At 61.7% G+C, this 16,248-nt stretch carries 12 protein-coding genes; 5 read left to right on the top strand and 7 right to left on the bottom strand.

The window, feature by feature from the left end; all coding sequences use genetic code 11:
• The first annotated feature begins 551 nt into the window (after positions 1-551).
• Together DWV20_RS04740 and DWV20_RS04735 are read left to right on the top strand one after the other, a co-directional pair.
• Positions 552-1,895 carry a homoserine dehydrogenase gene (locus DWV20_RS04740; RefSeq protein WP_118256491.1) on the top strand — a complete coding sequence of 448 codons (1,344 nt, stop codon included), beginning with the start codon at positions 552-554 and terminating at the stop codon, positions 1,893-1,895.
• A gap of 220 nt (positions 1,896-2,115) precedes the next feature.
• A complete protein-coding gene (locus tag DWV20_RS04735) occupies positions 2,116-2,865 on the top strand; it encodes an SDR family NAD(P)-dependent oxidoreductase (protein ID WP_006234445.1) in 750 nt (249 codons plus the stop codon).
• Positions 2,866-3,148: 283 nt separating this feature from the next.
• On the opposite strand, the gene DWV20_RS04730 is transcribed toward DWV20_RS04735, so the two are convergent.
• On the bottom strand, positions 3,149-4,711 hold the full coding sequence (locus DWV20_RS04730; RefSeq protein ID WP_118256490.1) for a cation:proton antiporter: 1,563 nt from the start codon (positions 4,709-4,711) through the stop codon (positions 3,149-3,151).
• 184 nt (positions 4,712-4,895) lie between these two features.
• Here DWV20_RS04730 and DWV20_RS04725 point away from each other — a divergent pair, with 184 nt between their 5' ends.
• Together DWV20_RS04725 and DWV20_RS04720 are read left to right on the top strand one after the other, a co-directional pair.
• Positions 4,896-8,642: a phosphoribosylformylglycinamidine synthase gene (locus DWV20_RS04725; RefSeq protein WP_118256489.1), complete on the top strand. Its 3,747-nt coding sequence runs from the start codon at positions 4,896-4,898 to the stop codon at positions 8,640-8,642.
• Between the two features lie 101 nt (positions 8,643-8,743).
• Positions 8,744-9,679 carry a DMT family transporter gene (locus DWV20_RS04720; RefSeq protein WP_118256488.1) on the top strand — a complete coding sequence of 312 codons (936 nt, stop codon included), beginning with the start codon at positions 8,744-8,746 and terminating at the stop codon, positions 9,677-9,679.
• 100 nt (positions 9,680-9,779) lie between these two features.
• On the opposite strand, the gene DWV20_RS04715 is transcribed toward DWV20_RS04720, so the two are convergent.
• The 4 genes from DWV20_RS04715 to DWV20_RS04700 all read right to left on the bottom strand — a co-directional run bounded on the left by DWV20_RS04715 (position 9,780) and on the right by DWV20_RS04700 (position 13,255).
• Positions 9,780-10,922: a diguanylate cyclase gene (locus DWV20_RS04715; RefSeq protein ID WP_158563939.1), complete on the bottom strand. Its 1,143-nt coding sequence runs from the start codon at positions 10,920-10,922 to the stop codon at positions 9,780-9,782.
• Positions 10,923-11,112: 190 nt separating this feature from the next.
• Positions 11,113-12,135 carry a 2-keto-3-deoxygluconate permease gene (locus DWV20_RS04710; RefSeq protein ID WP_117645720.1) on the bottom strand — a complete coding sequence of 341 codons (1,023 nt, stop codon included), beginning with the start codon at positions 12,133-12,135 and terminating at the stop codon, positions 11,113-11,115.
• Positions 12,136-12,285: 150 nt separating this feature from the next.
• Entirely contained in the window at positions 12,286-12,609 is a 324-nt protein-coding gene (locus DWV20_RS04705; protein ID WP_035137063.1) for an AzlD domain-containing protein, read from the bottom strand.
• Positions 12,599-13,255, bottom strand: a complete 657-nt coding sequence (locus tag DWV20_RS04700; RefSeq protein ID WP_158565488.1) for an AzlC family ABC transporter permease — start codon at positions 13,253-13,255, stop codon at positions 12,599-12,601. The genes DWV20_RS04705 and DWV20_RS04700 overlap by 11 nt, the downstream gene beginning before the upstream one ends.
• 162 nt (positions 13,256-13,417) lie before the next feature.
• Here DWV20_RS04700 and DWV20_RS04695 point away from each other — a divergent pair, with 162 nt between their 5' ends.
• Complete coding sequence (locus DWV20_RS04695) at positions 13,418-14,230, top strand: HD domain-containing protein (RefSeq protein WP_117842910.1); 813 nt, start codon at positions 13,418-13,420, stop codon at positions 14,228-14,230.
• On the opposite strand, the gene DWV20_RS04690 is transcribed toward DWV20_RS04695, so the two are convergent.
• Both DWV20_RS04690 and DWV20_RS04685 read right to left on the bottom strand, forming a co-directional pair.
• Complete coding sequence (locus DWV20_RS04690) at positions 14,227-15,432, bottom strand: electron transfer flavoprotein subunit alpha (RefSeq protein WP_118256486.1); 1,206 nt, start codon at positions 15,430-15,432, stop codon at positions 14,227-14,229. The two genes, DWV20_RS04695 and DWV20_RS04690, sit on opposite strands and share 4 nt — an antisense overlap.
• Positions 15,433-16,248 (bottom strand): electron transfer flavoprotein subunit beta/FixA family protein, encoded by an 816-nt coding sequence (locus DWV20_RS04685; RefSeq protein ID WP_089573320.1) that lies wholly within the window; start codon positions 16,246-16,248, stop codon positions 15,433-15,435.

Genomic DNA, 16,248 nt, shown 5'->3' with positions numbered 1-16,248 from the left:
GTTCGCAAAATAGTAGACGCTTTAGTTAGGAAAAGTGGCGATTATTTCAACTTTTCTTTGGATTTGTTCATTTATCCATAGTTCTGCGTATTTACACTATTTTATGCAGTAATGCCACTTTATTATGTAAAAGTAATGTTTCCATTCTGTTACAAGCGCCCCCGCCCTGAATAAAACAGCCTCACCGGTAGCGTTTTATGCGCACTTAGGCGGCGATATACTTGCCGTCCTGAATCACCGAAGTCGGCGTTCTTCTCGTCGTCGGCGGAGAACGGGGTCATGAGCAGCACACCCTCGGCAAGAGAGGTGTCGAAGCCCTCGGACCGTCCATGCCGTCTTGTGGTACAGGGCAAACCTTATGGCGCAAACGTTGACAGTTTGTTACGGGAGTTCGTTTGTAGCGAGCGTGTTTCCAATATTTCCGCAGCGTTACGGGGGTAGCGTTTTGCACCGCTCCGGCTGCCTGGCAAGCACGCGCCCGCACTTCACGCTAGAATGCACTCAACCTATAAGCAGTTAATCCATCCACAAGATGCACGAAGGAGCTATCTATGAGCGAACCCCTGCGCACCGTGAACGTCGGTCTGATCGGCCTGGGAACCGTCGGCGGCGGCGTGGCCCGTCTGATCAAGAGCCACCACGATGAGTACCTGGCAGCCTACGGCATCGACCTTAAGCTGACCCGCGCCTGCGCGCTTGCTTGGGAGCAGGCCGAGGCAGCCGGCATTGAGCGCGAGGCCTTTACAAGCGACTGGCACGATGTCGTCACCGACCCCGCCATCGACATCGTCGTCGAGCTGATCGGCGGCGAGCATCCCGCAACCGAGATCTTCACCACCGCCTTTGAGAACGGCAAGCATGTCGTTTCTGCCAACAAGGCCCTGCTGGGCCGTCATGTCGAGACGCTCGCCGAGAAGGCGCGCGCGTGCGGCGTGCAGATTAAGTGCGAGGCCAGCTGCGGCGGTGGCATCCCCATTGTCAGCACGCTCGAGCACGACCTGGTGGGCAACAAGATCCTGACCATCGCTGGCATTCTCAACGGCACCACCAACTACATCCTGTCGCGCATGGACGCCGAGGGCGCCGATTACGCTGACGTGCTCGCCGACGCCCAGGCAAAGGGCTATGCCGAGGCCGACCCGTCCGCCGACGTCGACGGCTTCGACGCCGCCAGCAAGACGGCAATCCTCGCTTCCATCGGCTTTGGCACCCGCGTGACCACCGACGATGTCTACCAGCAGGGTATCCGCACCATCGGCGCCGAGGACATTGCCCAGGCCCGCGAGCTCGGCTACACCATCAAGCTGCTGGGCATCGCACGCAACACCGACGCCGGCGTCGACGTTCGCGTGCATCCCACGCTCATCCCGGCAGACCATATGCTCGCCAAGGTCAACGGCGCCATGAATGCCGTCTACGTGGTGGGCGACGCCGTGGGCGAGACCATGTTCTACGGTGCCGGCGCAGGCTCCTTCCCCACCGCGAGTGCCGTCGTGGGCGACATCCTGTCGCTCTCCGAGCAGATCAGCCGCGGTGTGGCTCCGCTGCCCGAGATTGAGCCCTATGGCCACAACCTCGCCTTTAAGCCTATGGACGAGCTCCAGACCAAGTACTATGTGCGCCTGAAGGTCGCCGACCGCGTGGGCGCCCTGTCCGAGACGGTCGACATCTTTGCCAAGCACAACATCTCGATCTCGCTCATCAACCAGGTCGAGGACGGCAAGTCGGGCGTCAGCAATGCCTGCTCGGTCATCTTCCTGACGCACCGCGCACTCGAGAAGGACGTCCAGGCTGCCGCCGCCGAGCTTGCCAGCGTCGACTGCGTGGCCGAGGTCGCCAACGTCCTGCGCATCGAGGACGTCGAGGCCTGGACCGAAGGCGTCATGGCGAACTAGTCCAGTCCTTGGCACACAACATAGCACCTGAGGGGCTCCCGTCCGTTTGGATGGGAGCCCCTTTGTTTGAAACCGCCCATTGCGTTCATCAAGCAAAAGTTTGAACAACTTGGCCATTCGCTGACAACCGAGGGTGCCGTTTACCGATATGCGAACGAAGTTGATTTTGCGCGCCGTTATGCTGTGCTGCGTATGTCAACCCCCGAAGAATGGAGGCACCATGTTGCTCGAGGGTAAGAAAGCAATCATCACCGGAGGCACGCGCGGTATCGGCTATGCCATCGCCTGCCGTTTTATCGAGGAAGGCGCCGCCGTCACCGTCTTTGGTTCGCGTCAGGAAACCGCCGACGCGGCCGTTGAGAAGCTCGCCGCCGCCTATCCCGAGGCAAAGATCTGGGGGCGTTCGTGCAACCTCACCTCACTCGAGGCCGTAACCGAGGCCTTTACGCAGGCCGCAGCCGACATGGGCGGTCTCGACACGGTCGTCAACAATGCCGGTATCTCCCAGCGCTCGCCCCTTTTGGACTACACGGCCGAGGAGTTCGCCAAGGTCATGGACCTCAACGTCGTCGCCGTCTTTAATGGTCACCAGGCCGCTGCCAAGATCATGACCGAAGCCGGCCACGGTGGCACCATCACCACCACGAGCTCGATGGTCGCTAAGTACGGTCAGCCCTCCGGCGTTGGCTATCCCACGTCCAAGTTCGCCGTCAACGGCATGGTCCAGTCGCTCTCACGCGAGCTCGCCCCCGTGGGCATTCGCGTCAATGCCGTCGCCCCCGGCGTAACCAGGACCGACATGGTCGCCAACCTGCCCGAAGAAGTCATCAAGCCCATCATCGCTACCATCCCGCTCGGCCGCATGGGCGAGCCCGAGGATGTCGCCAACGCCTTTGTCTTCCTAGCGAGCGACATGGCCGCCTACGTTACGGGCGCTGTGCTCCCCGTCGACGGAGCTGCTCGCTCTTAAAGGTCGCAAGCCACAGCTTTAAACCTCAACCGAGCTCAACGCAAGAAGGTGCGCTGCCTGCATCAACCGCAGGCAGCGCACCTTCTTCTATTCGAAAAGGAAACTGCGTCCCATAATTCCGGCTCAGAATGGGATGCGCTTTCCCTAACGAGCCTCTCGCGGAAACTGCATCCCACTCTGAGCGCCCATTCCGGGACACAGTTTCCCAACGCTCCCCGTTTCGGAAACCACATCCCGTTCCGAGCCTTCGAAGCGGGACGCGGCTTCCCCGAGAAAGTATCGACTACTTACCGTCGTCGTCTTCGGCTTCTTCGCGCGCATAGAGCTCCAGCATGCGGCGGCGGTATTCGCGCACAGCGAGCTTGGCGCGCTCCAGGCGGCGGCGCTCACGCGGAGTCAGCTCGGACGGGTCGACCTCGTCTCCATAGGTCTTATCGGCAAGCAGGTGCGCCGCGTCCACAATGCGCGCATCGATGTGGCCGCTCGCTGCCTCGGCGGAAAGACGCTCGGCAATCGTATCGAGCGTAGGCAGGCCGTCGAATACGCGACCATGGCCATGCGAGGTCAGCAGCTCGTGCTCGCGCGCGAGCAAGCTCGCTAGGTCGTGGTGGGCGCGCAAGATGTCGAGCGCATCGGATGGATGCTCGGCAACCTCTGCCACGGCGGCAACCGGCGCGGCATCGACCACGCGGTAGAAGAGCTGCGCGAGCAGTGGCATCAGGAACACCGTGATGGCGCCGGCCGCCACCATAACCGAAGCGACGCCCTGTGATAATGCGCCGGCGTTGACAGCGACGCTCGTCACGGCGACGATAATCGGCAGCGCCGTGGTGCAGTACAGGGCCACGGTAATGCGGCCATACGCCGACACATCGCGCGTCGCAGGACAAATGCTCATAGAAATAAGAATGGGCACGGCGCGGATAACCAGCAACGCCACGATAAAGCCCACGAGCAAGCCGGGGCGCGATGCTACAGCAGTCAGGTCGATCTTGGCACCCGACACGGTAAAGAACACCGGGATCAAAAAGCCATAGGCAAGGCCATCGAGTTTAAGTTCGAGCGTATGGTTGCCCTCGGGGATGATATAGCGCAGGACAAAGCCCGCGGCAAAAGCGCCCAACACGATATCGAGGCTAAAAATGGCGGAAAACGCCACGAGCGTGACCAGGATGAGCACTGTGAGGCGCACGAACGTCTGAGAAGTCGTATCGGCGCGCTCCTGAATAAAGGCAAAGAAGCGGCTGCCAATACGCTTGGAGCGACTGGGGACCACGGCAAGCAGCACGCACACCACGGCGAACAGCCCCAAGATCAACAGCGTCTCGACACCCGTACGGGCAGACAGCAGCACCGACATGGCGAGCACGGGCCCGAGCTCGCCCCACGTACCATAGGCAAGAATCGAATCGCCGACGCGCGTCCCAGCAAGCGACCGCTCGCGCAAGATGGGCATGAGCGCCCCAAGCGCCGTCGAGGTCAACGCCAGCGTCACGGCGATGCCATCAAAATGACTGACCGAAAACCACGGGGTAAAGCGCACGGCAAGCCAGGCGATGCCAAACGTGACGACCCACGTCGCCATGCCGTAACGCCCCTCGATGCCCGTGATGTTCTTGGGATCGATCTCAAAGCCGGCAAGCAGGAACAAAAAGGCCAGGCCGAGCTCGGACACGAGCGAGACCTCGGCATCTACATGGATAATGCCGAGCATATGAGGTCCCAGCACCGCACCAAACACGAGCAAAAAGACCGTCTCGGGAACGGGTTTTCCGGGAATCGCCGAGGCGATGAAGGGGCTTGCAAAGGCCACGAGTGCGATGATGGCGAGTGAAACGAATGCCATGTGATGCCTTTCTCTTGTTTGCGCTTCACTGTAGCACCCTCGCCGTCCTCAACGCGCCGCGAGCTGTCGTATCATAGTGAGGTTTACAAACATGTGGCTCAAGGCGACCGCAGGGCAGGCCCCGCAAACCGACCGCTGCCGCATACCGTACCGTACGCCCAACCGATCAGGAAGGCAGGAACCAATGGTCTCTCGTATCTACGTGGAGAAGAAACCCGGGTTCGACGTCGAGGCTCAGCAGCTCAAGGGCGAGCTGACCGAAATTCTCGGCATCAAGGGCATCGAGGCCCTGAGGATCATAAACCGCTACGACGTCGAGGGCATCGACGAAGAGCTTTTCCGCTCCTGCGTGCCGACCGTCTTTAGCGAGCCCCAGGTCGATGTGACCTACGACGAGCTCCCCGCAAGCGATGGCGCCGTCTTTGCCGTCGAATTCCTGCCTGGCCAGTTTGACCAGCGCGCCGACTCCGCCAGCGAGTGCGTGCAGCTCATCAGCCAGGGCGAGCGCCCCGCCGTGCGCTCCGCCAAGGTCTATATGATCTCGGGCGCTCTGGACGAGGCCGCCATCGATGCCATCAAGCACTACGTGGTGAACCCCGTCGAGGCGCGCATCGCCTCACTCGACCTGCCCGAGACGCTGTACATGGAGACCCCCGAGCCCCAGCCCGTCGAGGTGCTCGACGGTTTCCGCGAGCTCGACGAAGCCGGCCTTGCCGCCTTTATCTCCGAGCGCGGCCTTGCCATGGACGAGGCGGACATCGCCTTCTGCCAGCAGTACTTCCGCGATGAGGACCGCGACCCCACCATCACCGAGATCCGCGTAATCGACACCTATTGGTCCGACCACTGCCGCCACACCACCTTCGGCACCGTCCTGGATGATGTGACGATCGATGACGCCGTGGTGCAGCAGGCCTTCGACCGCTACATGGAGATGCGCCACGAACTCGGTCGCGACGCCAAGCCCGTCTGCCTCATGGACATGGGCACCATCGGCGCCAAGTATCTCAAGAAGACCGGCGTCATGACCGATGTCGATGAGTCCGAGGAGATCAACGCCTGCACCGTCAAGGTAAAGGTCGATGTCGACGGCGAGGACCAGGACTGGCTGTTCCTGTTTAAGAACGAGACCCACAACCACCCGACCGAGATCGAGCCCTTCGGCGGTGCCGCCACCTGCGTGGGCGGTGCCATCCGCGACCCGCTGTCGGGCCGCAGCTACGTGTACCAGGCCATGCGTGTCACCGGCGCCGGCGACCCCACCGTCCCCGTGTCCGAGACGCTCGAGGGCAAGCTGCCGCAGCGCAAGCTCGTAACCACCGCCGCCGCCGGCTACTCCAGCTACGGCAACCAGATCGGCCTTGCCACCGGCCAGGTCAACGAGCTCTATCACCCCGGCTACGTGGCCAAGCGCATGGAGGTCGGCGCCGTCGTAGGCGCTACCCCGGCAAACCACGTGCGTCGCGAGTGCCCCGCCCCCACCGACAAGATCATCCTGCTGGGCGGCCGCACCGGCCGTGACGGCATCGGCGGCGCCACCGGCTCCTCCAAGACTCAGAACACCGAGTCCATCGAGACCTCGGGCGCCGAGGTCCAGAAGGGCAACGCCCCGGTCGAGCGCAAGCTGCAGCGCCTGTTCCGCCGCGGCGACGCCTGCCGCCTGATCAAGCGCTGCAACGACTTTGGCGCCGGCGGCGTCTCGGTCGCCGTGGGCGAGCTTGCCGACGGCCTGTACGTGGACCTGGACACCGTGACCAAGAAGTACGACGGCCTGGACGGCACCGAGCTCGCCATCTCCGAGTCCCAGGAGCGTATGGCCTGCGCCGTCGCCGACAGTGACGTCGAGGAGTTCATGGGCTACGCCGCCGAGGAAAACCTGGAGGCTACCGTTATCGCCGAGGTTACCGCCGAGCCGCGCATGCGCATGGCCTGGAACGGCGTCGCCATCGTCGACCTGTCCCGCGAGTTCCTCAACTCCAACGGTGCGCCCAAGCACCAGGTCGCCCACGTCTGTGCCCGCAGCGTGTGGCAGCCCAGCTGGGCCGGTACCACGCTTGCCGAGCGTATGACCTCGCTTGTCACCGACCTCAACGTCGCTTCCAACAAGGGCCTTTCCGAGCGCTTCGACTCCACCATCGGCGCCGCGACCGTGCTCATGCCCTTTGGCGGCAAGACGCAGCTCACTCCGAGCTCTGCCATGGTCGCCAAGTTCCCCGTGGACGGCGAGACCACCACGGCGAGCGCTATGGCATGGGGCTTCAACCCCTACCTGATGGAGGCCGACCAGTTTGCGGGCGCCTACCTGTCCGTAGTCGAGTCCATCGCCAAGCTCGTTGCCGCCGGCTTTGAGCACAAGCGCGCCTACCTCTCCTTCCAGGAGTACTTCGAGCGCCTGCGCACCGAGGCCGAGCGCTGGGGCAAGCCCATGGCAGCCGTCCTGGGCGCCCTTATGGCCCAGGTCGACCTGGGCGCCGGCGCCATCGGCGGCAAGGATTCCATGAGCGGCTCCTTTGAGGACGAGGCCGGCGAGCTCAACGTTCCGCCGACCCTCATCAGCTTCGCCGTGGCCGTGGGCAAGGCCGCCCGCGCCGTCTCGCCCGAGTTCAAGGGCCTCACGCACCGCGTCGTCCGCATCGCCCCCGCCACCTATGGCGAGGACTACCGCCCCGATGCTCAGCAGCTGCTCGCCGCGTTTGACGCCGTCGAGGCGCTCACTGCTACCGGCAACGCCCTGGCCATCTCCACGCCCGGCTACGGCTGCGGCGCCGAGAGCCTCTTTAAGATGTGCGTCGGTAACCAGATCGGTATCGAGCTTGCCGAGGATGTAGACGTGGAGAGCCTCTTCACCCCGCTCTACGGCAGCTTTATTGTCGAGCTCGCCGAGGATGCCGAGCTGCCCGAGGTCGCCGACGGCGTTGTCGTCGAGCCCCTGGGCACCACCGTCGAGGGCTATGTCATCGACACCGGTTCCGAAGTCATCGAGCTCTCCGAGCTCCAGGAGGCCTGGGAGAGCGGCATCGAGGGCGTCTTCACCTACCGCAGCGCCGGCGAGACCCCCGAGGTCGAGACCATCGACTTCCGCGCCAAGGATATCCACGTGTACGGCGGCGCCAAGATCGCCCGCCCGCGCGTGATCATCCCCGTGTTCCCCGGCAACAACTGCGAGTACGACAGCGCCCGCGCCTTCCGTGCCGCCGGTGCCGAGGCCGACACCTTCGTGATCAACAACCTCACGCCCGAGGCCGTCGCCGAGAGCACCCACGAGCTTGCCCGCCGCATCCGTGCAAGCCAGATCGTCATGATCCCCGGCGGCTTCTCGGGCGGCGACGAGCCCGACGGCTCCGCCAAGTTCATCACGGCGTTCTTCCGCGCTCCCGAGGTCACCGAGGCAGTCCGCGACCTGCTCAAGGCCCGCGATGGCCTGATGCTGGGCATCTGCAACGGCTTCCAGGCCCTGATCAAGCTCGGCCTGGTGCCCTACGGCGACATCGTCGACGCCACGCCCGATGCGCCCACGTTGACGTTCAACACCATCGGTCGCCACCAGAGCCGTCTGGTGCGCACCCGCATCTCGTCCAACTTGTCCCCGTGGCTGTCGCAGTGCAGCCTGGACGACCCCTACACCGTCGCCATCAGCCACGGCGAGGGCCGCTTTGTCGCCAATGACGAAGTGCTCGCCCAGCTGATCGCCAACGGCCAGGTCGCCACGCAGTACGTGGGCGAGAACGGCAAGCCCAGCATGGATCTTTCCGTCAACCCCAACGGCTCCGCACTCGCCATCGAGGGCATCACGAGCCCCGACGGCCGCGTCCTGGGCAAGATGGGCCATGCCGAGCGTCGCGGCGACAACCTGTACCGCAACGTGCCCGAGCATGTCCCCGGCGACAAGTTCATGCCGATCTTTGAGAGCGGCGTAGCCTACTTCGCCTAAGCCTTTCCCATCGGGTACAATCCCCTCGGGTAACAACACCCGCCACCGGCACGCCCGGTGGCGGGTTCTTTTTTGCTTTGCGCGTATAGGAGAAGGACATCATGGAAAGCCGCAAGCCGTATCTCGCCACCCTGCCCGGACTCATCCTGGGCTGTCTTGTTTGCTGTGCACTCTGGGGATCGGCCTTTCCCTGCATCAAGATCGGCTACGCACTCTTTGGGATCCCGGCGCACGATAGCGCGTCGCAGCTACTCTTTGCAGGTTTGCGCTTCACGCTTGCCGGCATCCTGGTTATCGTCGGTATGAGCACAGCTCAGCGCCGCCCGCTCGTCCCACAGGTACGCGATATCAAGCCCATCTGCATCCTGTCACTCTTCCAGACTATCGGGCAGTACTTCTTTTTCTACCTGGGACTCTCGCGCGCCAGTGCCATGTCGAGCTCCATCATCGAGGCCAGCGCCAACTTCCTCGCAATCCTCTTTGCCGCCCTGGCATTTCACACCGAGAAGCTCAATACGGCCAAGGTGCTTGGCTGTGCGCTGGGCTTTGCCGGCGTCGCGCTCGTCAACCTCTCGGGCGCAGATGGCACCTTTGGCTTCAGGCTCGATGGCGAGGGCTTTATCCTAGCCTCCACTGTCGCGGGTGCTCTTTCGACCTGCCTGATCGGCATCTTCTCGCGCAAGCATGACGGCGTCTTGCTCGCCGGGTGGCAGTTCTTGGTCGGCGGCCTGGTCCTCACCGCCATCGGCTTTTTGATGGGTGGCGCGCTCTCCCCCACGGCGATTGTCCCCGCCATCGTGCTCATCATCTACATGGCGCTTATCTCCGCGGTCGCCTACTCGCTGTGGTCGCGCCTGCTTGCCGTCAACCCCGTCAGCCGCGTCTCGGTCTTTGGGTTTATGAACCCGGTCTTTGGCGTACTGCTGAGCGCACTGCTGCTTGGCGAGGGCGCCGGCACGAGCCCCGTTACCGTCATCGTTGCCCTGCTCTTGGTCTGCAGCGGCATCATCATCGTCAACAAACCCAAAAAAGCCTAGCGAACTGCCCTTATTTAGCAGAGAGATTCACATACTTTAGTTTAATGGAGTACATCGGTGAGCTGAAGGCCACCACGCACGCAAGCGTGCGCCCCTTTTTCTAGCGTATCTGGACGCCGGCTTTCTTTTTCTCGGCCTTGACGCGGTAGAGCTCCGCATCGGCAGCACGAAGCAAGTCTTGCCAGGTATCGACGCCATCACCAACCCGTGCGTAGCCGATGGACATCCGCAACAGATACGGCACGTCGGCACGTGCGAGCTCATCGTTGATTGCCGCACACAGGCTTATGATGTCCTGCTCCGCCGTCGCCTTTTGGAGCACCACGAACTCATCGCCGCCATAACGTGCGATAAAGCCGCCAGACGCCGAGCAGACTTCTTTGAGCGCAGCGGATATGACCTGAAGAGCGTGGTCGCCCTCCACATGCCCATAGCGATCGTTAATCTGCTTAAAGCCGTCGGCGTCCATCATAAGCAGATATACATCTTCGGCCTGATCCACATTTGAGAAGAGCGACAGCATATAGGTCTCAAAACGGTTGCGATTGTTAAGTCCAGTCAACGGGTCGGTCGAGATGAGCTGCTCCTGGTAGATGATGTAAAGCAGCAACATGCTAATCATTATGCCGACACAAAGGCCGGGCACCGAGTATACGACCTGAAAGGTACCGCCCACCAGGGCCGGAATGGCGAAAAATGCCAAGGTTCGATAGATGGCCTTCGTCTGCAGGCTCTCGACCCTGCGAGATTGCACAAACGCATGCAGGGACGTATGTATAACGTAACAGTAGCTGACGATGGGCTGGATCATATAGGCAAAGCCGCGACGATACACGCCCTGCGAATCGATATAGAACAGGGCGTGCGTCCAGTAACTGGTAAACGCCAGCACGACCACCAGAGCCGTAGGCAACGCTACAAGCACCACCCTATAGCGCGAGGTCAAAAGGCGAGAACCCTGCACCGTCTCGGAATAGATAAACCAAATGAGACACGCGATAGCAAAGAGCGAAAACGAAACCGCGTTGGAAATCCAGTTGGCAGCAATGCCCAACGTGCCGTCCACACCGTCCGAAAGCGTCCAGATCATATCGAATAATATGTACGCGGCAGAGGTGTAGCCAAGCATGCTAAACAATAGCTGCTGGGTGCTCGAGAACAAGGAGCGACGACTTCGCACGGCAAGCCCGATAAGAACAATCATGCATAGCACGAATATCTCAATCTTGAGTGCCTTAACCACTAGCGCCATCCCTTCAATACCCAAGTGGTCAGAATCGCCCAATTCGAATCAGGGCAATAAACACCCCTTTACTCCGCAGGGGTAAAGGGGATAATAGCAGAGCGCCCGAACATCACTGCAAAACAGTTTCTGTTCGGGCGCCCATACGGCGCGAATTGCACACGCCGGCATCATTGATGGGTATCGATTGCTACTCGCCATCGATGTCAGTCGCGACGGCCTCCTCGATGGCCTCGACACCGACAGGCGACAGATCCTCCTTGCCTTGGCAGAACTTCTTGTCGACCCAGCCAGTCAGAATCGGAGCCATGATCGCCGTGATGATAACGGCGGTGGCGATCTGAGCGTACGCGGTGGGCGCAAGCTCGGCGTAACGCGGTGCGACCTCGGCGAGGGCAACCGGTGTGGTCATAGCCGTGCCGGCAATGGTGGAGCAAGCCACAGCGGCCTTGCCATTGCCGCCGCACAGACGCTCGAACGCAAAGGTGATGGGACCGACGACAAACAGCGTGACAAGGCCCAGCAAGATGCCGGAAATACCGCCGGTGATAAAGCTCGACAGGCTCATGGACGCACCGAGCTGAAATCCGATGACGGCAATCGCGGGATTGGCACCGGGAACCAGCAGGTTCTTGATAAACGGGAACAGGTTGCCCAGAACCATGCCAATAACGAGTGGCAAGATGGAGCCGATAATGGTGCCAATGGGAATGTTGGCGAGGCCGGAAACACCGAGGATGATCATCGTGACGGCGGGGCCGGCCGTAAAGAACAGGATACCGACGGCGCCCTGCTCAGACTCATCACCGAACTCGCCCATGATGCCCGTATAGAGCGCCATGTTGCAAAACGTGATGCCGCCGATGATAGACACGGAGCTCAGACCCAGGAAGTTGTCGTTAAAGAAATATGCCACGCCCAGGCCGAGAGCCGCTGCGACGACCAGCTTGGGAATCAGCACGACGATGCCGGTCTTGATAGCGCCCGGCGTGGACTTAAAGCTGATGCCGGCGCCCACAAACAGCAGGATCGCGGCGACGATGGTATTGGAGCCACCGCGGCAGGCAGCCGTAAAGAATCCGCCGATCTCAAAAACCTGCGGGCAGAAGGTGTTGAGCAAAAGACCGACGATCATCGGATAAATCATGATGTCGCCCGGGATGCGCGGGACCTTGAATTTCTTTTGCTCGTTGGCGGTTGCTTCCTGTGCCATGAAACCCCCATTTCCGCTGACGGGGTACAAAAGCCCACGTCACGCTTTGCTACAGTAAAGTTTGACCATGGTACCAGAAGAAATAGACCAGCTCGGTGAAAAACTCGACAAGTTGGGATGGAACGAGATTCGGCGCCCGCGACGCCACCCCTATATAAGGCTCAAGACGATATAGAGTACGATGCCCGAGACGCAGCACCACAGCATCGATTTTGTCTTGACCGCCACGACCACGACGCCGGCGGCCGCAATCCAGGGAACCAAGGCAGGCCAGAGCCCCGCGTCGAACGCGCCGGGACTCACCAAGTCGTTGGCGACCAGCGCGGCAAAGGCAGCGGGCGGGATATAGCCCAGGGCCTCGGTAATACGGGGCGACAGGGTCCGCCCGCGCAAGGCGAACGCCGGCGCGATGCGAAAGAACGCGATAGCAGCCCACGACGACAGCCACAGAACCAAGAACTCGTTAACGGGCATCGCGGGCACCTCTTCCGTCAAATACAGCATCGCACGCCAGCGCAATGGTAATGCCGACCACGACGCTTGCCGGCACGGCAATATTCACGAGGCCCAAGAACTTGCATACGGCGACGGACACCGCGCCCGAAACCGCCGCGACAACGTTGCCGCGCGACAGCCGCTGCGAAAAGAGCAGGCAGATAAAGAGCGAGGTGCAGACAAAGGCTGCAATGGCGGTGGGAACATCGACAACGGCGCCGACGATGGCGCCCGTCGTACACGATACGCCCCATGTTGCGATAAGGATCACGTTGAGCACAAAGGACTCGCGCGGGCCCCAATCCTCCCCTTCAACCAACTTGGCAAGCGAGATGCCATATGCCTCCTCGGTAAGTGTCGCGGCAACAGCCAGCGTCTGACTCTTCGAGGCACCCGTCAGATGCGACGTGATCGATGCCGAGTAAAGCGCAAAGCGCGAGGAGATGGCAGCAACGCTCGCGACGATCGACGCCGCAGGCACACCTGCCAGCCACAGATTGCAGATCATAAACTGCCCGCTGCCCGTCACGAACGTGCTGCTCAGAGCAAAGACCATCCAGGGTTCCATTCCCGTCTGCCCCATGATCATTCCGCACGGCGCGCCTATTGCAACATAGGTAAGCATCACTGGCCAGACGGTTCTAACGATTTTGAGCACCATACGCTTCTCATCCTGACAAGGTCTCCGAGCCGCATGTAGCGACACGGCAGAATCATCATCCGACAGCAACCGAGTTCACCTACAATTGCCACCGGATCGAAAGACACAACTTTTTAGGAAGTCATTATGACAGCTATCGATCGAGACCGGGCGCGCGCGGCCTTCAAAAGCTACACCGATGCCTACGACGCCACTAACCCACGCATCGCGCTCAAATTCGAGCATACGTACCACGTGGCCGAGGCATGCGATGCCGTAGCACGCGAGCAGGGCTGGTCGTCAGAAGATATTGACCTGGCATGGCTTTGCGGCCTGCTACACGATATGGGCCGCTTTGAGCAGTTGCGGCGCTGGGACACCTTTAAGGACGCCGAGAGCATGAGCCATGCAGCGCTGGGCATCGAGGTCCTCTTTGGCGAGAATCCCGCCGATGCACCCGCCGTAACGAGCATCCGCGACTTTATCGATGACCCGGCAGAAGATGAGCTCATCCGAGCGAGCATTGCCTATCACAGCGATTTTCGTCTACCCGCGCAGCTCGACGAGCGTACGCGGAGCTTCTGCGATATCGTGCGCGATGGTGACAAGATCGACATTATGCGCACCATCGCCGACAGCACCGTCGAGACCATCCTCAAGGTGGATGAGGACGCATTTCTCGCCAGCCACTTCTCGGCACCGGCGCTTACCGCCTTTGACGAGCACCGCTGCGTCGCACGCGATGAGCGCGATGAGCCCGCAGACTACCTGGTGGGACTCATCTGCTTTATGTTTGAGCTCGTCTATCCAGCGAGCCGCGCGCTGGCGCGCGAACAGGGCGATATCCACCGCCTGCTCGATGCGCCCTTTGGCATTACGCGGCCCTTTACCAACCCCGCCACGCAGGCAACCTGGAGCCGCCTAAAGGACGAGATGCGCGACTGGCTGACGCGCGCTTAGCGCTCAAGCTGAGCCAGCAGCTCCTCAACGATCTCAACGGCATCGCCGACGACCTTATACTGGGCAGCACCGAAGATGGGGGCATCCGGGTCCTCATTGATGGCGACAATGCACTCCGCCCCACCGATGCCGGCGAGATGCTGGATAGCGCCCGAGACACCGATGCTCACGAGGAGCTTGGGCGAGACCGATACACCCGTCTGGCCAATTTGGTGGCGATACTCCAACCAGCCTGCCTCCACAATGGGACGCGTGCAACCAAGCTCGGCACCCAGGGCATCGGCGAGCTTTCGCATCAGGGGCAGATTCTTCTTGGAGCCGATGCCGCGGCCCACCACGACCAGACGCTCGGCATCGGCAATTGAGGCCTGCTGTCCCCACTCCTCGGCGGGAATCGAGATCTCGACGCGGGCCTTAACGTCATCCGCAAGCACTACCTGGGTAATCGTGCCGGAGCGGCTATAGTCAAACTCGGGCGCCTTAAAGATGCCGGGGCGCACCGTTGCCATCTGAGGACGGTGGTTGGGGCAGATAATGGTGGCCATCAGGTTGCCGCCAAACGCCGGGCGCGTCTGCTGCAGCAGACCCGTCTCCGTATCCATAGAAAGCACCGTGCAATCGGCTGTAAGACCCGTCTGCAAGCGCACGGCCACACCGGGCGCCAGCTCGCGACCAAAGGCGGTCGCGCCGTACAGAATGGCCTCGGGCTTGCGCTCGGCCACCAAATCGTAGATCAGGCGAGCATAGACCTCCGCGTCGTTCTGACGCAGGCGCTCGTCACGACAGACCAGAACTTCGTCCGCGCCGGCACAAACCAGGTGTTCGAGGTCCTCGAGCGAGCCCTCGGAACCTATGCCGATCAGCGCCACCAGGCGACAGCCGCGTGCATCAGCAAGCTCGCGCCCCTTGCCCATGAGCTCGAAGGCCACGGATGCCACGGCATCGTGCTTGTCAGTTTGCACGAAGACCCAAATGTCTCGATATGCGTCAAGGTCTGCCGCGCCGGCGGCCTCGTCGCGCTCAATCGAGATGGCGTTGACGGGGCAGGCGTCGACGCACCCACCGCACAGGATACAGCCGTCGGTTACGCGGGCACAGCGATTGGGGCGCTCACCCTCCACCACAATGCCGCCCGAGGCGCAGGCGCGAACGCAGCGACCGCAGCCGATACAGGCTTCGCCATCGATAATCAGCCCGCTCATCTATGCCATCCCCTCGATAATCTTGGCAAGTTTTACCGCCTGCTCGGACGCCGTTCCCTCAACGGCCTCGCACGTTTGGTCACGGTCGGGCACAAACGAGCGCACGACCTGCGTCGGTGATCCGGCAAGGCCGCAACGCGAGGGATCGGCGTTTACGTCGGCAGCGCTGGCCACACGCACGTCTGCATCCTCGGCCGCGCGAATACCGGCAATACTCGGCATGCGCAGCTGGCCAATCTCCTTGGCAGTCGTCATCGCACACGGCATCTCCAGGTACACCGTCTCCTCGCCGGCATCGCAGCCGTGAACGAGCGCCAGCGAGCCACACGTCGTAAATCCCGCGCTCTGCACACAGCTCACGTCGGTCACGCAGGGGACCCCAAAGGCGCCGGCCAGCTCGGGGCCGATCTGGGCCGTATCGCCGTCCACCGCCATCTTGCCGCAGATGAGCAGGTCAAAGTCCTCATCGAGTGCCTCGATGCCGCATTTGAGGGCATAGGTGGTGGCTAGGGTATCGGCGCCCGCAAAGGCGCGATCGGTCAGCAGCAGCGCGTCGTCGGCACCGCGGGCGATGCAGTCGCGCAGCAGCGATTCGGTCGCGGGGATGCCCATCGACACCACCGTCACACGCACGTCCATGCCAAAGCCGATAAAGTCGTCCTTCAGCGCTAGCGCACATTCGAGGGCACTTGCATCGAAGGGATTAATGACCGCCTGCTTGCCATCACGCACGATAGTATTGGTCTTGGGGTCCATCTTGACCTCGGTGCTTCCGGGCACCGCCTTGACGCACACCACCATATGGAAATCACTCAT

Source organism: Collinsella sp. AF02-46-1, assembly GCF_003465825.1.
Lineage (GTDB): Bacteria > Actinomycetota > Coriobacteriia > Coriobacteriales > Coriobacteriaceae > Collinsella.
This window is presented reverse-complemented; position numbering and strand designations above follow the sequence as displayed.